Genomic DNA, 18,346 nt, shown 5'->3' on the forward strand with positions numbered 1-18,346 from the left:
CGTGGGCTGGCTGGACGCCCTCCTGGGCCGCTCGAAACCGGTCAGGCCGAACCTCGACGCGCTGTTCGCGCTGCCGTCCGCCGCCGTGACGCTGGAGGCCGCCACCGGCCTGACGCCGACCGGGCTGGGCTCGGTCGCGTTCCGCGCCGCGGAGGGCGGCGCGTTCGCGGCGGCGGAGCGGGATGCCAAGGCGCTGCTCGGCGACCGGGTCGAGGAGTCGGACGACGGCTACGGCTACACGTGGCTCCTGGTGCGCCGCCCGTCCGAGGCGTCCGGTGACCTGGTGACGGAGCTGCACGCGGTCAACTCCACGCTGGAGGGCGCCGGGTTCGGCCCGTCGCTGCTGTGCTCGCTCGTGTCGTTCGCCGGGCAGGACGGGCGGCGGCTGGCGGTCGTCTACCTGTACAAGCGCGGCACCTTCTACCCGTTCGCGCCCCTGCCCGGCCGGCGGCGCGACAACGCGCTCGAACTCCAGGCGCGGGGGGCGCTCGCGAACGACCTCCCGCTGGAGTCCGACCTCGCCCGCTGGTTCCCGGTGTGGGGCGCCCCGGGGCTCTGAACACGGAGAGTGATGTAATTGTCGCGTGGAGCGACAATTGTCGGTATTTGCGGCTTCTGCCTTCATCGTGGCCGCCGTGCTCGCCAGCGCCTGGGTGACCGGGCAGTTCACCACCCCCGCCCTGGGCGGCGCCGCCGGCTACGTGAGCGAGCTGGCCGCCCGCGACCAGCCATGGACGCGCCTGTTCCGGGCCACCGACGCGCTGGCCGGCCTGGCCTGCCTGCTCGGCGTGGCCCTCGCGCCCCGGACGGACGGCGAGGGAGCGGGCTGGCTGCTGCTGGCCGTCTTCGCGGTGCTGACGATCGCCGGTGCCGCGTTGCCGCTGGACTGCGCGGTGCTGAGCGACCCGTCGTGCGCGCACCGGGCGCGGTCGCTGGCCCACCACGTCCACGTCGTGGCCGGGGTGCCGTCCGTGGCGTGCGGGGTGGCCGCCATGGTGCTGCTGAGCCTGCGCTGGCACACCTGGCCGGCCGCGCTGCTGGCGGGCGCGTCCCTGGGGGCGGCCGTCCTCACGGCCGCCGCCGGCGTGCTGGTCGTCCCGTTCCTCGTTCTCGCCCCCGGCGCGGCCCCGGCCGCCCTCACGCTCGCCTCCGGCGCCGCGACCGCCCTCACGCTCGCCCCGGGCGCGGCTCCGGCCGTCCTGGGGCTTCCGCCCGGCGCGGGGGCCGTACAACGCGTCCAGGTCGCGCTCCTCGCGGGCTGGCTCGTGTACGCGGGGCTCAGGCTGCTCCTCGCCGCCCCACCGGGCCAGGCGCCGGTGGCCGGACCCGCACCGGGGTACGGGGCCGGCGCCGGGCCCGCCGTGATCCTCACCTCCGGTCTCGGCGGCGCGTGGCTGTCGTGGGAGCGGTTGGCGGGCGCGTCGGCGCGCGGGCGCAGGGTGATCCGTTTCGACCGCCCCGGACTGGGCGACGCCCCCGCCTCGCCCGTGCCGCCCACCCTGTACGGCGAGGCGGCCCGCCTGGCGGCGCTCGCCCCCGCGCACCCCGAGCGCGTCACAGTCGTCGCCCATGGACACGCCGCCTGGCACGCGGAGGCGTTCGCCCGGCTGCACCCGCTGCGGGTGGCCGGGCTGGTCCTCGTGGACCCGGCCCCCGTGGCGCCGGGTCCGCGCGGCCCGTCGGAGCCGGTCCGGGAGGCGGCCCGCTGGCTGCCCGCCCTGGGCGGCACGTGGGGCGCCGCGGCCCTCGCCGAGCTGGCCGCCCCGGTCCTGGCCCGCCTGTACGCCCCGGTCTCGCCCGCCCGTCCGGGTGCCGGCCGGCTGGGGAGGACGGCGGCCGCGATGGCGGGGGAGTGGCTGGCCCGCCGCGACATGGCCGCCGGGCTGCGCCGCCTGCGCGCCGGGCAACCCATGCCGGCCGTCCCGGTCGTCGTGGTCAGCACGAGCCGGTGGCGCTCCCGCGGCGAGCGGGTGGCCGCCCCGCTGCGGGCCGAGCTGGTCCGCGTTCCGCGCCGGGCCCTGCTCCGGGACCCGGTGGCGCTGACGACCCTGGCATGACCCTCGGGCGGCCAGCAGAATGGCGGGAAGGACGGCACACCCGGAACCGCACACGCAAGACGAACACGTCCACGAAGGCCTGTCCGCGTAACACGTCCACGAAGGGGCGCGTGTGACCACCGAACACGAACAGATCGCGGTCGCCGGTGAGGGGTCCGCCTCCGCCGCGCCCGACGTCATGCGGCTGAGCGCCGGTGTCGAGGTGCGCGGCGCCTCGGCCGCGCAGGCGTTCGCCGCCGTCAGGACCGCCGCCGCCCGGCTGGAGGCCGCCCTGCGCGGGGCCGGCGTCGCCCGGGAGGACCTGCGTACGAGCGAGCTGTCTCTCGGCCCCGAGTACGAGGCCTACCCCAAGGTGTCCGGGTACCGGGCGGCCCAGGGGGTCGAGGCCGTGGTGCGCGACCTGGCCAGGGCCGACCGGGTCGTCGACGCGGCCGCCGGGGTGGGGGAGGAGGCGCGGCTCGGCGGCGTGTCCTTCGAGCTGTCCGACCCGTCCGAGGCGCTGGCGCAGGCCCGGGAGCGGGCGTTCCGTGACGCCGCCGCCAAGGCCGCCGAGTACGCCCGGCTGGCCGGGAGACCCCTCGGCCGGGTCGTGTCGGTCACCGAGGAGGCGAGGGGCGGCCCCCAGCCGATGGCGTTCGCCGCCATGGCGGCCGAGGACCGCTCGTCGGTCAGCCCCGGGCGCCAGACCTTGTCGGTCGGCGTCCGGGTGGTCTACGCGTTCGGCGACACCGTTCCCGTCGCTCCCGAGTTCTAGCGGGCGCTAGGGGAGGGCCAGCATGCGGTCGAGGGCGACCCGCGCCCAGTGCGCGGTGTCCTCGTCCACCGTGATCTGGTTGACCACCTCGCCCAGCGCCAGCGACTCCAGCGCCCACACCAGGTGCGGCAGGTCGATGCGGTTCATGGTGGAGCAGTAGCAGACCGTCCGGTCCAGGAACGAGACGTTCTTGTCCGGGAACATCCCGGCGAGCCGCTTGACCAGGTTCAGCTCGGTGCCGATCGCCCAGCTCGACCCGGCGGGCGCCGCCTCCAGCGTCTTGATGATGTGCTCGGTGGAGCCGACGTGGTCGGCCTTGAGCACCACCTCGTGCCGGCACTCCGGGTGGACGAGCACGTTCACGCCCGGCACGCGCCGCCGTACGTCGTCGACCGAGTCGGCCGTGAAGCGGCCGTGCACCGAGCAGTGGCCCTTCCAGAGGATCATCTTGGCGCGCTCGAGCTGCTCGCGCGTCAGGCCCCCGTTGGGGCGGTGCGGGTTCCACACCACGCAGTCGTCCAGCGACATGCCCATCTCCAGCACGGCCGTGTTGCGGCCGAGGTGCTGGTCGGGCAGGAACAGCACCTTGCCGCGCTGCCCGAACGCCCACTCCAGCGCGCGGCGCGCGTTGGAGGAGGTGCAGACCGCGCCGCCGTTGCGACCGCAGAACGCCTTGATGTCCGCGCTGGAGTTCATGTACGTGACGGGGATCACCTCGCCGGCCAGGCCCGCGTCCTCCAGCGCCTCCCAGCACTCCTCCACCTGGTCGAACGTGGCCATGTCGGCCATCGAGCACCCGGCGGCGAGGTCCGGGAGGATCACCTTCTGGGCGTCGCCGGTGAGGATGTCGGCCGACTCGGCCATGAAGTGCACGCCGCAGAAGACGATGTACTCCGCCTCCGGCCGGGCGGCGGCCTGCTGCGCCAGCTTGAAGGAGTCACCGGTCACGTCGGCGAACTGGATGACCTCGTCGCGCTGGTAGTGGTGGCCCAGCACGAACAGCCGGTCGCCCAGCGCCTCCTTGGCCTTACGCGCCCGGTCCACCAGGCCGGGGTCGGAGGCGGGCGGCAGCTCGCCGGGGCAGTCCACCCCCCGCTCGGCGTGCGGATCGGCGCCCCTGCCGAGGACGAAGAGCGGCAGACCAGTCTGGGTGGCCACGGCCACACCCCCTTATCGTCGGACTGACGATACTGATGATGGCACACGGCGCGCGATGGTCGCGTCCCGGGTGGGTAGGGGGTGGAAAGAACCAGGGGAGGCAGGGGAATGCCGGGCATCCCCGAGGTGTTGGTAGCGTCTGAGTAGGACGTCAGAAAGAGACAGCCGGGTTAGGGAGTCAGCAGATGACGGTTGAGAGCAGCGAGACCACGACGCAGGGCCTGATCCTGACTGACGCGGCCGCCGCCAAGGTCAAGAGCCTGCTCGAGCAGCAGGGCGAGGAAGGCCTGCAGCTGCGCGTGGCCGTGCAGCCGGGTGGCTGCTCCGGCCTGCGCTACCAGCTCTTCTTCGACGACCGCTCGATGGACGGTGACGTCGTCACCGACTTCGGCGGCGTGAGCGTCGTGACCGACAGGATGAGCGCCCCGTACCTCATGGGCGCGTCCATCGACTTCGTCGACACGATCGAGAAGCAGGGTTTCACCATCGACAACCCCAACGCCACCGGCTCGTGCGCGTGCGGCGACTCCTTCAACTAGTCGTCTGACGGGTAGTCACCGACACGGTCCCGCTCGCCTTTGTGCGTGCGGGACCTTCGCGTATTCTCGGGGGGCTCATTTGGCTTGCTGACAACGAGGAAGAAGAATCCCGTGCGCATCGCCGTCACCGGCTCCATCGCGACCGACCAACTGATGACGTTCCCCGGAAGTTTCGGTGACCAGCTCATCGCCGAGCAGCTCGACCGGGTGTCACTCTCGTTCCTGGTCGACGACCTGCAGATCCGCCGCGGCGGGTGCGCGGCGAACATCGCCTTCGGCATGGGCTGCCTGGGCCTGAAGCCGGTCCTGGTGGGCGCGGTCGGCAACGACTTCGCCGACTACCACTCCTGGCTGGAGCGCCACGGCGTCGACTGCGGCTCGGTGCACGTCTCCGAGAGCCGCCACACGGCCCGTTTCCTGTGCACCACCGACGAGCACCACAACCAGATCGCCTCCTTCTACACCGGGGCGATGGCCGAGGCGCGGCTCATCGAGCTGCAGCCGGTCGCCGCCCGGGTGGGCGGTCTCGACCTCGTGCTGGTCAGCCCCAACGACCCCGACGCGATGCTGCGCCACACCGACGAGTGCCGCCAGCGCGGGATCCCGTTCGCCGCCGACCCGTCCCAGCAGCTCGCGCGCATGGCCGACGACCAGATCCGCGACCTCGTCGACGGCGCCGCCTACCTGTTCTCCAACGACTACGAGAAGGGGCTCATCGAGCAGAAGACCGGCTGGTCCGACGAGGAGATCCTGTCCCGCGTCGGCGTCCGCGTCATCACGCTCGGCCCCAAGGGCGCGGTCATCGACCGCCACGGCGAGCCGCCCATCCACGTCGCCCCCGCCCCGGAGCGGGGCAAGGTCGACCCGACGGGCGTCGGCGACGCCTTCCGCGCCGGCTTCCTGGCCGGCCTGGCCTGGGGCGTGTCGCTGGAGCGCTGCGGCCAGATCGGCAACCTGACGGCCACCCACGTGCTGGAGAACGTCGGCGGCCAGGAGTACGAGCTGGGCCAGAAGGTCTTCCTGGAGCGCTTCGCCGCCGCCTACGGCGCCGAGGCCGCCGCCGAGGTCGGCGCCCACGTGCGCTGCCACCACCCCTAGAGGCCCCGGCACGGACGGACCCGCGAGGCCGAGCGCACCGCCGGCTCGCGGGTCCCCGTCCTGTCGTCAGCCGTGCGCGTAGACGCGGTGGACGAACTCCGCGAGCTGGGCGTCCGGCAGGTGCCTGGCCAGGTCGGCCTCGCTGATCATGCCCACCACGTGGTCGCCCTCGACCACCGGCAGCCGCTTGATCTGGTGCTCCTCCATGCGCGACAGCGCCTCCGCCAGCGGGGCGTCGGGTGTCACCGCCACCAGGTCCGCCGTGAGGTCGCCGGCCCGCACCTGCGCGGGGTCGCGGCCCTCGGCCACACACTTGATCACGATGTCGCGGTCGGTGATGATCCCGATGACCCGCCCGTCGGAGTCGCAGACGGGCAGCGCCCCGATGTTGCCGTTGCGCATGAGCTGCGCGGCCCGGTCGAGTGACTCGTGGGCCGGCAGGCACTCGGCGCCCGGGTTCATCACGTCGCGTGCGGTCTCGTGCGGGTGTCCTTCGGTCATCTCTCCCCCTTGAGCGGTCGGTGAGCCGTCTCCGGTCCGCAGTGGCCCTACCCAGATCGGGTCACAAGCCACATGGAACGACCACGGGGGCGGGGGTCAGTAGTTGCGCCGGACGTGGATCGACCAGCCACCGCCCGGCAGCTCGTACGAGCCGACGTGGCGGTGCGACTTGAGGCGGCACCAGGCCGGCACGTCCGCGTAGGCGGCCGGGTCGTCGGCCAGGACGGCCACCACGGAGTTGAGCGGCACGTGGTTGATCTGCTCGGCGAGCATGATGATCGGGATCGGGCACTTCTTCCCGAGTGCGTCGATCGTCAGTGCCGGCGTGGTGACCTCGGTCATGCGACTCCTGCGTCGTGGCGGATCCGGCGCACCAGCTCGGGCAGCACGGCGAGGAACCTGTCGACCTCGTCCGCGGTGGCGCCCCTGGGCAGGGAGACCCGCACGTTGCCATGGGTGAGCACGCCCATCGCTTCCAGGACGTGCGATGGACGAAGCGTACTAGCGGTGCAGGAGCTGCCGGACGAGACCGCGAACCCCGCCTTGTCCAGCTCGCCGAGGAGCACCTCGCCGTCCACGTACAGGCACGAGAACGTCACGATGTGCGGCGCCCGCTCGACGGGCTCGCCGATCACCTCGACGTCCGGGACGATCTTCGGAACCGTCTCCCTGATCCGCCCGACCAGCTCCGACAGGCGCCGCTGCTCCACGGCGGCCTCCTCGGCCATGGCGCGCAGCGCCGCCGCGGCGGCCACGGCCGCCGGCACGTTCTCGAAGCCCGGCACGCGGCGGCGCTCCCGCTCGTCCTCCGGCAGGAACGAGCGGAACCTCGTGCCCTTGCGCACGGCCAGCACGCCCACCCCGGCCGGGCCGCCCCACTTGTGGGCGCTGGCCGTCAGGACCGACCACCCCGGGGGAACCGGCAGCCGGCCGGCGGTCTGCGCCGCGTCGACCAGCAGCGGGACCCCGAGCCGCCGGCACGCCTCGGCGGCCTCGGCCACCGGCTGCAGCGTGCCCACCTCGTGGTTGGCGGTCTGCAGGCACGCCAGCGCGGTGCCCTCCCGCGCCACGGCGGCCTCGAAGGCGGCCGGGTCGACCCGGCCGGTCAGGCTCACGCCGACCGTCTCGACCGTGCCGCCGTCGCGTTCGTGCAGCTGGGCGGCGTGGAGCACGCTGGAGTGCTCCACCGCGGCCGTGACGAGGTGGCGTCCGGCCCTGCGCCTGCCGTGTAGGGTGCCGAGGACGCCGAGATGCACGGCCTGCGTGCCCGAAGAGGTGAACGACACCTCGTCGGGACGCGCGCCCAGCACCTCGGCCACCTCCGAGCGCGCCTGCTCCAGCAGCAGATGCGCCCGGCGGGCCTGGGTGTACGGCCTCGCGGGGTCGGCCCAGCCGACGTCGATCGCCGCCAGGAGCGCCTCGCGCGCCCGGGGGTGCAGCGGCTCGGTCGAGGCCGCGTCGAAGTACGCCACGTGACCATCGTCCCACCCGCGCCGGTCCGCTCGCGGCCGGCTCCCGGGCCGCCCGGCCGTCTCCGGCAGGAGACACCGGGCCCCGCCAGGGGCGCGCCATCCGAGGGGGCGCGCGGGAGGGCGGGGCCCTTGCACGCTAATGTGTCTGCAATCAGCTGTGCATTTGGAAATACGAGCGCCCAAGAGTGACTCTTGGGCTTCATCTGTGGGGTAGGCGATCCGTGAGTCCGACTCGCCGTTCGACACGGCGTTCGTTGGCCCGGCGCGGGGTGCCGCGCGCCGCCGCTTTGGCGTTGCTGCTGGCCACCGTGACGGCGTGTGCTAATGACGTTCCCAAGGCCGACTGGTCTCGTGGCCTCCTTCCGACGAGCATCACCACCCAGGGTGACACCATCACCAATCTGTGGAACGGCGCCTGGATCGCCGCGCTCGCCACGGGTCTCGTGGTCATCGTCCTGATCGTGTGGGCGTGCATCTTCCACACCCGGCGACGGGCCAAGGCAGAGCTGCCTCCGCAGGTTCGCTACAACCTGCCGATCGAGATCTTCTACACCCTGGTGCCGCTCGTCATGGTGTCGGTGTTCTTCTTCTTCACCGCCCGTGACACCCGCGACCTGCAGGCCCTGCCGGGCAATCCGGATGTCCAGGTCAAGGTCGAGGCGTTCCAGTGGAGCTGGCGCTTCACCACGACCGTCGGCGGCAAGACGCTCAAGCCCGTCACCGGCCAGCCGGTCAGCGACTACCACCAGGGTCCCCAGCTCGTCCTGCCCGTGAACAAGCGCGTGGAGTTCGACCTGTCCTCCCCCGACGTCATCCACTCCTTCTGGGTGCCGGCGTTCCTGTTCAAGCGTGACGTGATCCCCGGCCTCCTGGAGAACGACAAGGGCCGGAAGTTCGAGATCACCACGTTGAACAAGCCCGGCGTCTACGCCGGCCGCTGCGCCGAGCTGTGCGGAGTGGACCACAGCCGCATGCTGTTCAACGTCAAGCTCGTTCCGCAGGCCGAGTACGACCAGTACATCGCGACCCAGACTGGGAGCGCCCAGTGACCGCCATCCAAGAGCCCCTCCGGACGACGGCAAGGCCCACACCCAAGGGCCGGATCATCGCCAAGTGGCTGTCCTCCACCGACCACAAGATCATCGGTCACCTGTACCTGATCACGTCGTTCATCTTCTTCCTCATCGGCGGCGTCATGGCGCTGGTGATGCGGGCGGAGCTGGCGCAGCCGGGCCTGCAGTTCACCAGCAACGAGCAGTTCAACCAGCTGTTCACCATGCACGGCACGATCATGCTGCTGATGTTCGCGACGCCGCTGTTCGCCGGCTTCGCCAACGAGCTGATGCCGCTGCAGATCGGCGCCCCCGACGTCGCCTTCCCGCGCCTCAACATGGTGAGCTACTGGCTCTACCTGTTCGGCAGCACCATCGCCGTGTCGGGCTTCTTCACCCCCAACGGCGCCGCCTCCTTCGGCTGGTTCGCCTACACCCCGCTGTCCAGCGTGGTCTACTCGCCCGGCATGGGCGGCGACCTGTGGATCATGGGTCTGGCGCTGTCGGGCCTCGGCACCATCCTGGGCGCGGTCAACTTCATCACCACGATCATCTGCATGCGCGCTCCCGGCATGACGATGTTCCGCATGCCGATCTTCACCTGGAACATCCTGCTGACCAGCATGCTCGTGCTCATGGCGTTCCCGGTGCTGGCCGCCGCGCTGCTCGCCCTGGAGGCCGACCGCAAGCTCGGCACCCACATCTTCGACTCGGCGAACGCCGGGCCGATCCTGTGGCAGCACCTGTTCTGGTTCTTCGGCCATCCCGAGGTGTACATCATCGCGCTGCCGTTCTTCGGCATCGTGACGGAGATCCTGCCGGTCTTCAGCCGTAAGCCGATCTTCGGTTACATCAGCCTGATCGGGGCGACCATCGCGATCGCCGGCCTGTCGATCACGGTGTGGGCGCACCACATGTTCCCCACCGGGCAAGTCCTGTTGCCGTTCTTCTCGTTCATGACGTTCCTCATCGCGGTGCCGACGGGCGTGAAGTTCTTCAACTGGATCGGCACGATGTGGCGAGGCCATCTGAGCTTCGAGGCGCCGATGCTGTTCTCGATCGGCTTCCTCATCACCTTCCTCCTCGGCGGCCTGACCGGCGTCATCCTGGCCTCCCCGCCGCTGGACTTCCACATCAGCGACACCTACTTCGTGGTGGCCCACTTCCACTACGTGGTGTTCGGCACGGTCGTGTTCGCGATGTTCGCGGGCTTCTACTTCTGGTGGCCGAAGTTCACCGGCAAGATGCTCGACGACCGGCTCGGCAAGGTCCACTTCTGGCTGCTGTTCATCGGCTTCCACACGACCTTCCTCATCCAGCACTGGCTGGGCGTGGCGGGCTTCCCGCGCCGCTACGCCGACTACAGCCCGCTCGACGGCTTCACCGACCTCAACATGATCTCGTCGGTGGGCGCCTTCGTGCTCGGCGCCTCCACGCTGCCGTTCTTCTACAACGTGTGGAAGACCTGGCGCAGCGCTCCCAAGGTCACCGTGGACGACCCGTGGGGCTTCGGCGGCTCGCTCGAATGGGCGACCTCCTGCCCGCCGCCGCGGCACAACTTCACGTCGCTGCCGCGCATCCGCTCGGAGCGCCCGGCGTTCGACCTGCACTACCCGCACACGTCCGCCAAGTCCGCCCAGGAGGTCGAGGCCTGATGAAGGTCCAGGGTTGGCTGTTCCTGCTGTGCGGCGTCTTCTTCGCCGGAGTCGACGTCGCCTACTGGTTCTGGACGAAGGCCGCGACGGGCCACGGTGAGCCGGTGGGCACCACCGCCATGGCCATCTCGGTGGGCTTCGCGTTCATGATCGGCTACTACCTGATGTTCACGGCGCGGCGCATCGGCGCCCAGCCGGAGGACAACAAGCAGGCCGACATCAGCGACGGCGCGGGTGAGATCGGCTTCTTCAGCCCGAGCAGCTGGTGGCCGCTGTTCCTCTGCCTGGCGGCGGCCTTCGCCTTCGCCGGGTTCGTCGTCGGCCTCTGGATGTTCATGATCGGAATCTTCCTGGTCATCATGGCCATGATCGGCTTCGTGTTCCAGTACTACCGGGGCAACTTCTCGCACTGACACGAGCCGTCGAAGCGGGTGTCCTCCTTGGGGGAGGGCGCCCGCTTTTTGATGATCTTTACCGCCACACAAAGTGGCGAATCCATCACTCAGGGTAAAACAGGAGGCGAAGGGACCGAACGGGACGGGGGAGTACTCGTGGGGCGCTTCACGTATGGATCGGTTGGTCTGCTCTCGCTGTCACTGCTGACGGCGTGTACCGCCACCACCGCGACCAAACAGGCCGTCAAACCCGCCGCCGCCCCGGCCGTCTCTGTGGCCGTCGTCCCGGGCGACCGGGCCCGGGACGTGCAGACCGAGGAGCCCGTCGTCGTGGCCGCCGACGCCGGCCGGCTCACCAGCGTCCACGTCACCAGCGACCAGGGCGACCTGCCCGGCGTCATCAGCGCCGACGGCACCCGCTGGCGCAGCAACCAGACCGCCAGGCCCGGCACGAAATACACGGTGCGGACCGTCGCCGTCAACGCCGACGGCAAGCGCAAGGAGACCACCAGCACCTTCACCACGGTCAAGGCGACCCAGACCTTCGACATCGAGTACATCACCCCCAACAGCACCGACACCGGCACCACGGTGGGCGTCGGCATGCCGATCATGATCACCTTCGACAAGCCGATCACCGACCGGGTCGCGATCGAGCGCAACCTCACCGTGCAGAGCTCCAAGCCCGTTCAGGGCGCGTGGCACTGGTTCGACGACCGGCACGTCGACTTCCGGCCGACCGAGTACTGGCCCGCCCGCACCAAGGTCCGCCTGGACGCCCGGCTGGCCGGCGTGCGCGGCGGCGAGGGCATGTACGGCAAGCGCGACGTGCGGCTCGACTTCCGCATCGGCCGCGAGCAGATCACCCGCGGCACCACCCAGAACCACGTCCTGACCGTCAAGCGCGACGGCAAGGTGATCCGCACCATGCCGATGAGCGCGGGGCAGGGCGGCGCCTGGAAGTTCTACACGACCTCCGGCATCCACCTGGCCATGTCCCGGGAGCCCGTGACGGTCATGACCTCGCCCGGCATCGGTCCCGGCGAGTCCGGCTACTACCAGCTCACGGTCTACAACACGGTCCGGATCTCCAACAGCGGCGAGTACGTGCACAGCGCGCCCTGGTCGGTGGGGGCGCAGGGCAACTCCAACGTCAGCCACGGCTGCGTGAACGTCAGCCCGGAGAACGCCAAGTGGTTCCTGGACAACACCCTGATCGGCGACCCGATCATCATCACGGGATCGCCGCGGGTGCTGGAGCCCACCAACGGCTGGGGGCACTGGCAGGAGAACTGGAAGGAATGGCTCAAGTGGAGCTCGATCAAGGACGGGCCCACCGTGGGGTTCTGACGAACGTCTCCGGCAGCGCCGTGCAGAGGCTCCGCGCGGCGCTGTGAGGTGTTCCCCGCGGCCGATGGGCCGCGGGTGACGCAGAGGGCGTAGGGGCAGGCCATCGGCCGTGTGTGGGCCGTACAGACGCGAACGCGGCAGGGGTGTCAGGGCAGGCCATCGGTCGTGTGCGGGCCGTATGGACGCGAACGCGGTCAGGGCGTAAGGGCGGGCCCTCGGCCGGCGTAGGGACCTTGCGGACGCGGCCCGGGGCGTGCCGGCTGGTGAAGCCGTGGACGTCCCGGGCCGCGTCCGGTCGCGTGGGGGCGCCGTCAGGCGGCGCGGCTCACCTCGACCCAGCGGTCGAGGGTCGCGGCGGCCCGGCCGGAGTCGACCGCCTGCGTCGCCCGCGCGTACGCGTCGATCATGGCCGAGTCGAGGTCGTCGCCGGGCCCGTCGAGCGCGACCAGCGCGGCGGCGGCGTTGAGCAGCACCGCGTCGCGCACCGGCCCGGTCACGCCGCGGACCAGGTCGCGCACCGCCTGGGCGTTGAACGTCACGTCGCCGCCCCGCAGCGCGGCCGCGTCGGCGCGCGGGATGCCCAGGACCGCCGGGTCGAACACCGTCTGCGTGGCGGCGCCGTCGCGGACCGTCCACACCGTCGAGGTGGTGGAGATCGTCAGCTCGTCGAGGCCGTCGTCGCCGCGGAACACCAGCGCCGACACGCCTCGCTCGGCGAAGACCCCCGCCAGCACCGGCAGCATGCCCGCGTCGTAGACGCCGATCGCCTGGGCCGCCGGCCGGGCCGGGTTGGTGAGCGGACCGAGGAAGTTGAAGACCGTCGGGACGCCGATCTCCTTGCGCGGCGGACCGGCGAAGCGCAGCGCCGGGTGGTAGACGGGCGCGAAGCAGAACGCGATGCCCGCCTCCCGCGCGACCCGGGCGGTCTGCTCGGGCGTGAGGTCGAGGCGGATGCCGAGGTGCTCCAGGACGTCGGCGGCGCCGCACGAGGAGCTGGCGGCGCGGTTGCCGTGCTTGACCACGCGCGCCCCCGCGGCGGCGGCCACGATCGCCGCCATCGTGGAGACGTTGACCGTGTGGGCGCGGTCGCCGCCGGTGCCGACGACGTCGACCACCGGGCCCTCCACGACCAGCGGCGTGGCCAGCTCCAGCATGGTGCGGGCCAGCCCGGCCACCTCTGCCACGGTCTCGCCCTTGGCGCGCAGCGCCACGGCGAAGCCGGCGATCTGCGCGGGCGTCGCGGAGCCGGACATGATCTCTCTCATCGCCCATGCGGTCTCGTCGGCGGTGAGGTGCTCCCCGGCGAGGAGCGCCGACAGCAGGGCCGGCCAGGTGGTCCGGGCATCCACGGAGGGCACCTACTTAGCGTTGAGTCGGGTCGAGGAACGGCGGCGCATGAGGTCGGCGACGGTCTCGGCGACCACCAGGGGCTCCAGCGGCTGCGGGACGACGGCGTCGGCCTTCGACCACTCGGCCAGCCAGCGGTCGTCGCGCCTGGCGATGATCAGGCAGATCGGCGGGCAGTCGTAGACCTCGTCCTTGGCCTGCCGGCTCACGCCCATGCCGCCGGCCGGCTGGGTCTCGCCGTCGAGCACGGCGACGTCGATCTCGCCGGAGGCGAGCCACTGGTGGACCTTGGGCTCGGTGGCGCACTCGACGACCTCCACGAACGGCACGTCGGCGGCCGGACGGCGGCCGAGCGCCAGCCGCACCTCCTCGCGGGTGGTGGCGTCGTCGCTGTAGACGAGGACCTTCATGGTGTCGTCGGTGCTCACGGTCGCGCTCACTATCGGTCGAAGCGGTATATGGTCACCTGGGATCGTACCGGTGCGACGGCGTGCAGTCCCAGGGAGCCGTCCCAGGCGCGTGATTTGCGGGAATCATCCCAGCTTGGTGGTCTCCGGACCCCCGCTAACGGGGGGTCGTGCGCCGGACCGACACCCGGAGCCGCAATAATGCTGCCCGTGGCGACAGCATCCGCAATAACTTCGACGACGACAGCACATCCGTCCCGCAGACCCAACCTGGTCAGCGTCGGGACGATCGTGTGGCTGTCCTCTGAGCTCATGTTCTTCGCGGCGCTGTTCGCGATGTACTTCACCATCCGGTCGGTGAGCGAGGGCCACGGCCTCGAATGGGGGCCTGCGCTGCTGCCGAAGGGCGCGACCGCCGAAGGCGCTCACCTGAACATCCCGTTCGCGACGGCCAACACGATCATCCTGGTGCTGTCGAGTGTGACGTGCCAGCTGGGCGTGTGGGCCGCTGAGAAGGGACAGGTCGGCAAGCTCCGCTTCTGGTACCTCGTCAGCTTCCTGATGGGCGCCGTGTTCGTCGGCGGTCAGCTGTACGAGTACGGCGAGCTGGCGAGCGAGGGCGCCACCCTGTCCGCCAACGCATTCACGTCGGTGTTCTACCTCACGACGGGCTTCCACGGCCTGCACGTGACCGGTGGCCTGATCGCGTTCCTGTTCATGCTGGGACGCACGTACGCCGCGAAGCGCTTCACGCATGAGCAGGCCACCAGCGCGATCGTCGTGTCCTACTACTGGCACTTCGTCGACGTCGTCTGGATCGGTCTTTTCGCGACCATCTACATCATTCGTTAAGGAACGGGATCTCTGTGACTAGGATCACCGCTTGGCGGCGGCATCCCCTCGCGAGATACGCCGTCCTGATTTTGGCGTTGGCGCTGGTCGGGATGGTTTATACCGCCTTCGTGCAGGCCGGCCGGCCCGCCGACGCGGCTCTCGCCTCGGGCAAGCTGGACGACGTCGCGGAGGGCAAGAGCCTCTTCGAGGTCCACTGCGCGAGCTGCCACGGCATGAACGCGCAGGGCACGTCGACCGGGCCGACGCTGATCGGCGTGGGCGCCGCGGCCGTCGACTTCCAGATGAGCACCGGCCGCATGCCGGCCTCCAACCCGGGCGCACAGGTGCCGCGCAAGCCGCTCGCCGGCTGGGTGACGCCGGACAAGATCCGCCAGATCGGCGCCTACGTGCAGTCGCTCGGCGGCGGCCCGCAGGTGCCCGGCAAGGAGCAGGTCGACCCCGCGCTCGGTGACGCCGGCAAGGGCGGCGAGCTCTTCCGCGCCAACTGCATCCAGTGCCACAACTGGGCAGGCGCGGGCGGCGCGCTGACGCAGGGCAAGTACGCGCCGAACCTCAACCAGGCCACTCCGGCGCAGATCTACGAGGCGATGGTCACCGGGCCGCAGGCCATGCCGGTGTTCAACGACACCACGATCACGCCCGAAGAGAAGCGCAGCATGATCGCCTACATCACCCAGGTGCGCGAGCAGAAGGACCCGGGAGGCTTCGGCCTGGGCCGGATCGGCCCCGTGACCGAGGGTCTCGTAGGTTGGGTGGTGGGCATCGTGGCCCTCATCCTCGCATCCATCTGGATCACCGCGAAGAAGCGACAGAAGTCATGACAGACATCGAGCACGAGACCGAGCAGCCCGACGAGCGCGTACCCAAGCGCGTCATCGGCACCCCCGCCCCGGGCACCTCGATGCTCGGCGACGGAGTGGAGCCCGCCCGGGGCGACACCGAGGTCCCCGGCGTCACGTACCAGGACCCGAACAAGGCTCGCAAGGCCGAGAAGATCGTGGCGCTCTGCTTCACGATCACCTTCCTCGCGGCGATCGCGTTCATCATCTCGTACGTGGTCTTCCAGGTGGGCAGCCCGGAGGCCACCGCGGTCTCCAACCTCGCGCTGGGCGGAACTCTCACGCTCGCGCTGCTGGGGCTGGCCGTCGGCATCGTGGTCTGGGTCCGCCAGATCATGCCGAAGTACTCCCTCATCCAGGAGCGCCACACGATGGCCTCCGACGAGGACAGCCGTGAGGTGGTCGCCGAGACCTTCATCCAGGGCGCCAACGAGAGCGGGTTCGTCAAGCGCCCGCTGCTGCGCCGCACCCTGCTGCTTGCGGCGGCTCCGCTGGGCCTGGTCCCGCTGGTCCTCCTGCGCGACCTCGACAACTCGAAGATGCCCGGCGCGAAGTTCAACGAGACGCTCCGCCACACGGTCTGGGGCGAGAAGACCAAGGAGGGCAAGCCGCTGCGCCTCGTCGTCGAGGGCACCGGCCAGCCGATCCGCGCGGCGGACTTCAACTCGCCGGGCGGCATCCTCTCGGTCGTCCCCGAGGGCTACCAGCATGACCTCAACGCCCTCGCCAAGGCCACGCTGATCCTGATCAAGTTCCGGCCGGAAGAGATCAAGTCGGGCGTCAACAGCAACTGGACGCACGACGGCATCGTGGCCTACTCCAAGATCTGCACGCATGTGGGCTGCCCGGCGGCCCTGTACGAGCAGACCACCCACCACATCCTGTGCCCCTGCCACCAGTCGACCTTCGACGCCGCCGACGGCGCCAAGGTCATCTTCGGCCCGGCCGCCCGGCCGCTGCCGCAGCTGCCGATCACGGTCGACGACCAGGGCTACCTCATCGCCAAGGGCGACTTCGCGGTGCCCGTCGGCCCCAGCTACTGGGAGCGCGGCGACGCCGAGGCCGAGGCCAGGTCCAAGGGAGGTCACGCATGAGCAGCGACCTGACAACGGTTCCCAAGGGCATCGCCGGTCCGTCGAACTTCCTCGACGAGCGCATCGGGGGGGCCAACTTCCTCAAGCGCAACCTGCGGAAGGTCTTTCCCGACCACTGGTCGTTCCTGCTCGGTGAGATCGCGCTCTACGCCTTCATCCTGCTGCTGCTGACCGGCACGTTCCTGACGCTCTGGTTCAAGCCCAGCATGGGGGAGATCGCCTACAACGGCTCCTACGCCCCGCTCAAGGGCGTCATGATGTCGGAGGCGTACGCGTCGTCGCTGGAGATCAGCTTCGACGTGCGCGGCGGCCTGCTCATGCGGCAGATGCACCACTGGGCGGCCCTGCTGTTCGTGTCCGGCATGATGGTGCACATGCTCCGGGTGTTCTTCACCGGCGCCTACCGCAAGCCCCGCGAGCTCAACTGGCTGATCGGCGTCCTGCTGCTGACGCTGGCGCTGGTCGAGGGCCTCACCGGCTACTCCCTGCCCGACGACCTGCTGTCCGGCGCCGGTCTGCGGATCACCGAGGGCGTGGCGATCTCGCTGCCGCTGGTCGGCACGTACATCACGTTCTTCCTGTTCGGTGGCGAGTATCCCGGCGAGGACATCATCTCCCGGTTCTACTCGCTGCACATCCTGCTCATCCCCGGCCTCATCCTGGCGCTCGTGTCGGCCCACCTGGTGCTCATGTGGGTGCAGAAGCACACCCAGATGCCCGGCAAGGCCCGCACCAACAAGAACGTGGTGGGCGCGCCGTTCTACCCGGCCTTCATGGCCAAGGCCGGCGCGTACACGCTGTTCACGTTCGGAGTGGTCGCCGGGCTGGCGACGTTCACCCAGATCAACCCGATCTGGCTGTTCGGCCCGTACACGCCGGCGGACATCTCGGCGGGCTCGCAGCCCGACTGGTACATGGGCTTCCTCGAAGGCTCGCTGCGGCTCATGCCGTCGTGGGAGATCAACATGTTCGGCACCGCCCACGCGGGCACGCTGCCGCTCAGCGTGATCATCCCGGCGCTCGTGCCGCTGGGCCTGGTCATGACGGGACTCGCCCTGTACCCGTTCCTGGAGCGCTGGATCACCGGCGACCACCGCGAGCACCACGTCGCCGACCGCCCGCGCAACAACCCGCACCGCACCTCGATCGGCATGGCCGCCATCGTGTTCTACGGTGTGCTGTGGCTGCTCGGCGCCAACGACGAGCTCTCGGCGAACTTCCAGATCTCGCTCAACTGGACGACGTACGCCGGTCGCGTGCTGGTGTTCCTGCTGCCGGCGCTGGCGTACGTCATCACGTACCGCATCTGCCTCGGCCTGCAGCGCCACGACGCGGGCGTCGTCTCGCACGGCGTCGAGTCGGGTGTCATCAAGCGGCTGCCGCACGGTGAGTTCATCGAGGTCCACACGCCCCCGGCGGACGACATCGAGGCTCACGTGCGCGGCAAGGAGGCGGTGCCCATGCTGCCCGTCGAGGCGGACGGCGCCGGCATCCCGCCCAAGGGCATGCGCGGTCCGCTCGGCAAGCTCCGGGCCCGCATGTCCCGCGCGTACGGCGGCGAGAAGATCGCCCTCGACGAGGGCCACGGTCACGGCCACGACGAGGAGCACGCCGCGGTCGAGTCCGGCGAGGACCGCTCGCTGACTCACTGACCACCCGGGCCGCCGGTCCTTCCTGGACCGGCGGCCCGACCCGGGGCCCGGGGGGGGGGGGGGTGCCGGGCCGAAGGGGGGGTGCGGGGGGTGGGGAAGTGTTTGGGGCAAGGGGGGTGTT

General features: G+C 70.7%; 19 protein-coding genes. 13 read left to right on the forward strand and 6 right to left on the reverse strand.

All coding sequences use genetic code 11. The features are described 5' to 3' along the window. The first annotated feature begins 1 nt into the window (after position 1). The 3 genes from AB0H64_RS33740 to AB0H64_RS33750 all read left to right on the forward strand — a co-directional run bounded on the left by AB0H64_RS33740 (position 2) and on the right by AB0H64_RS33750 (position 2,811). Positions 2 to 559: a hypothetical protein gene (locus AB0H64_RS33740; protein WP_357632726.1), complete on the forward strand. Its 558-nt coding sequence runs from the start codon at positions 2 to 4 to the stop codon at positions 557 to 559. Between the two features lie 76 nt (positions 560 to 635). Continuing rightward, positions 636 to 2,057, forward strand: coding sequence for an alpha/beta fold hydrolase (locus AB0H64_RS33745; RefSeq protein ID WP_357632728.1), 1,422 nt, complete (start codon positions 636 to 638; stop codon positions 2,055 to 2,057). A gap of 112 nt (positions 2,058 to 2,169) precedes the next feature. Continuing rightward, positions 2,170 to 2,811 carry an SIMPL domain-containing protein gene (locus AB0H64_RS33750; RefSeq protein ID WP_357632729.1) on the forward strand — a complete coding sequence of 214 codons (642 nt, stop codon included), beginning with the start codon at positions 2,170 to 2,172 and terminating at the stop codon, positions 2,809 to 2,811. Between the two features lie 6 nt (positions 2,812 to 2,817). On the opposite strand, the gene nadA is transcribed toward AB0H64_RS33750, so the two are convergent. Then, positions 2,818 to 3,975: a quinolinate synthase NadA gene (gene nadA / locus AB0H64_RS33755; protein ID WP_357632730.1), complete on the reverse strand. Its 1,158-nt coding sequence runs from the start codon at positions 3,973 to 3,975 to the stop codon at positions 2,818 to 2,820. 179 nt (positions 3,976 to 4,154) lie between these two features. Between nadA and erpA the strand changes: the two genes are divergently transcribed. Together erpA and AB0H64_RS33765 are read left to right on the forward strand one after the other, a co-directional pair. Continuing rightward, positions 4,155 to 4,508 carry an iron-sulfur cluster insertion protein ErpA gene (erpA, locus tag AB0H64_RS33760; protein ID WP_049566397.1) on the forward strand — a complete coding sequence of 118 codons (354 nt, stop codon included), beginning with the start codon at positions 4,155 to 4,157 and terminating at the stop codon, positions 4,506 to 4,508. Positions 4,509 to 4,619: 111 nt separating this feature from the next. Further along, positions 4,620 to 5,606 (forward strand): carbohydrate kinase family protein, encoded by a 987-nt coding sequence (locus AB0H64_RS33765; RefSeq protein ID WP_357632731.1) that lies wholly within the window; start codon positions 4,620 to 4,622, stop codon positions 5,604 to 5,606. A 66-nt stretch (positions 5,607 to 5,672) separates the two neighbouring features. Here AB0H64_RS33765 and AB0H64_RS33770 read toward each other — a convergent pair whose 3' ends face one another. From AB0H64_RS33770 to AB0H64_RS33780, 3 genes are all read right to left on the reverse strand, one after another. Next, a complete protein-coding gene (locus AB0H64_RS33770; RefSeq protein ID WP_357632733.1) occupies positions 5,673 to 6,107 on the reverse strand; it encodes a CBS domain-containing protein in 435 nt (144 codons plus the stop codon). 96 nt (positions 6,108 to 6,203) lie between these two features. Continuing rightward, on the reverse strand, positions 6,204 to 6,449 hold the full coding sequence (locus AB0H64_RS33775; RefSeq protein ID WP_310715084.1) for a sulfurtransferase TusA family protein: 246 nt from the start codon (positions 6,447 to 6,449) through the stop codon (positions 6,204 to 6,206). Next, positions 6,446 to 7,579, reverse strand: a complete 1,134-nt coding sequence (locus AB0H64_RS33780) for a cysteine desulfurase family protein (RefSeq protein WP_357632735.1) — start codon at positions 7,577 to 7,579, stop codon at positions 6,446 to 6,448. The genes AB0H64_RS33775 and AB0H64_RS33780 overlap by 4 nt, the downstream gene beginning before the upstream one ends. A gap of 254 nt (positions 7,580 to 7,833) precedes the next feature. Between AB0H64_RS33780 and AB0H64_RS33785 the strand changes: the two genes are divergently transcribed. The 4 genes from AB0H64_RS33785 to AB0H64_RS33800 all read left to right on the forward strand — a co-directional run bounded on the left by AB0H64_RS33785 (position 7,834) and on the right by AB0H64_RS33800 (position 12,031). Continuing rightward, complete coding sequence (locus AB0H64_RS33785; protein WP_357632737.1) at positions 7,834 to 8,628, forward strand: cytochrome c oxidase subunit II; 795 nt, start codon at positions 7,834 to 7,836, stop codon at positions 8,626 to 8,628. Continuing rightward, positions 8,625 to 10,286, forward strand: a complete 1,662-nt coding sequence (ctaD, locus tag AB0H64_RS33790; RefSeq protein WP_357632739.1) for a cytochrome c oxidase subunit I — start codon at positions 8,625 to 8,627, stop codon at positions 10,284 to 10,286. The genes AB0H64_RS33785 and ctaD overlap by 4 nt, the downstream gene beginning before the upstream one ends. Continuing rightward, positions 10,286 to 10,699, forward strand: coding sequence for a cytochrome c oxidase subunit 4 (locus tag AB0H64_RS33795; RefSeq protein ID WP_310715079.1), 414 nt, complete (start codon positions 10,286 to 10,288; stop codon positions 10,697 to 10,699). Before ctaD ends, AB0H64_RS33795 begins: the two co-directional genes overlap by 1 nt. 138 nt (positions 10,700 to 10,837) lie before the next feature. Further along, on the forward strand, positions 10,838 to 12,031 hold the full coding sequence (locus tag AB0H64_RS33800; RefSeq protein WP_357632741.1) for an Ig-like domain-containing protein: 1,194 nt from the start codon (positions 10,838 to 10,840) through the stop codon (positions 12,029 to 12,031). Between the two features lie 311 nt (positions 12,032 to 12,342). On the opposite strand, the gene trpD is transcribed toward AB0H64_RS33800, so the two are convergent. Further along, positions 12,343 to 13,380, reverse strand: coding sequence for an anthranilate phosphoribosyltransferase (gene trpD, locus AB0H64_RS33805; protein WP_357632743.1), 1,038 nt, complete (start codon positions 13,378 to 13,380; stop codon positions 12,343 to 12,345). Positions 13,381 to 13,389: 9 nt separating this feature from the next. Continuing rightward, positions 13,390 to 13,788 (reverse strand): hypothetical protein, encoded by a 399-nt coding sequence (locus tag AB0H64_RS33810; protein ID WP_310715248.1) that lies wholly within the window; start codon positions 13,786 to 13,788, stop codon positions 13,390 to 13,392. Positions 13,789 to 13,986: 198 nt separating this feature from the next. Here AB0H64_RS33810 and AB0H64_RS33815 point away from each other — a divergent pair, with 198 nt between their 5' ends. Genes AB0H64_RS33815 through AB0H64_RS33830 form a run of 4 tightly spaced genes read left to right on the forward strand, consistent with a single transcriptional unit; the run spans position 13,987 to position 18,225 of the window. Continuing rightward, positions 13,987 to 14,637 carry a heme-copper oxidase subunit III gene (locus AB0H64_RS33815; protein ID WP_357632745.1) on the forward strand — a complete coding sequence of 217 codons (651 nt, stop codon included), beginning with the start codon at positions 13,987 to 13,989 and terminating at the stop codon, positions 14,635 to 14,637. A 14-nt stretch (positions 14,638 to 14,651) separates the two neighbouring features. After that, positions 14,652 to 15,461: a c-type cytochrome gene (locus tag AB0H64_RS33820; protein ID WP_310715072.1), complete on the forward strand. Its 810-nt coding sequence runs from the start codon at positions 14,652 to 14,654 to the stop codon at positions 15,459 to 15,461. Further along, positions 15,458 to 16,573 (forward strand): Rieske 2Fe-2S domain-containing protein, encoded by a 1,116-nt coding sequence (locus AB0H64_RS33825; protein WP_357632746.1) that lies wholly within the window; start codon positions 15,458 to 15,460, stop codon positions 16,571 to 16,573. Before AB0H64_RS33820 ends, AB0H64_RS33825 begins: the two co-directional genes overlap by 4 nt. Continuing rightward, positions 16,570 to 18,225, forward strand: a complete 1,656-nt coding sequence (locus AB0H64_RS33830) for a ubiquinol-cytochrome c reductase cytochrome b subunit (RefSeq protein WP_357632748.1) — start codon at positions 16,570 to 16,572, stop codon at positions 18,223 to 18,225. The genes AB0H64_RS33825 and AB0H64_RS33830 overlap by 4 nt, the downstream gene beginning before the upstream one ends. The last annotated feature ends 121 nt before the right edge of the window (positions 18,226 to 18,346 follow it).

It is taken from the genome of Nonomuraea sp. NPDC050733, from assembly GCF_040654215.1.
Classification (GTDB): domain Bacteria; phylum Actinomycetota; class Actinomycetes; order Streptosporangiales; family Streptosporangiaceae; genus Nonomuraea.

Bases quoted from the DNA above. Each gene is read 5' to 3' on its own strand.
- AB0H64_RS33825 (WP_357632746.1), top strand. From the start codon at position 15,458: ATGACAGACATCGAGCACGAGACCGAGCAGCCCGACGAGCGCGTACCC.
- AB0H64_RS33775 (WP_310715084.1), bottom strand. From the start codon at position 6,449: ATGACCGAGGTCACCACGCCGGCACTGACGATCGACGCACTCGGGAAG.
- AB0H64_RS33830 (WP_357632748.1), top strand. From the start codon at position 16,570: ATGAGCAGCGACCTGACAACGGTTCCCAAGGGCATCGCCGGTCCGTCG.
- AB0H64_RS33770 (WP_357632733.1), bottom strand. From the start codon at position 6,107: ATGACCGAAGGACACCCGCACGAGACCGCACGCGACGTGATGAACCCG.
- AB0H64_RS33815 (WP_357632745.1), top strand. From the start codon at position 13,987: ATGCTGCCCGTGGCGACAGCATCCGCAATAACTTCGACGACGACAGCA.
- AB0H64_RS33795 (WP_310715079.1), top strand. From the start codon at position 10,286: ATGAAGGTCCAGGGTTGGCTGTTCCTGCTGTGCGGCGTCTTCTTCGCC.
- erpA (WP_049566397.1), top strand. From the start codon at position 4,155: ATGACGGTTGAGAGCAGCGAGACCACGACGCAGGGCCTGATCCTGACT.
- AB0H64_RS33810 (WP_310715248.1), bottom strand. From the start codon at position 13,788: ATGAAGGTCCTCGTCTACAGCGACGACGCCACCACCCGCGAGGAGGTG.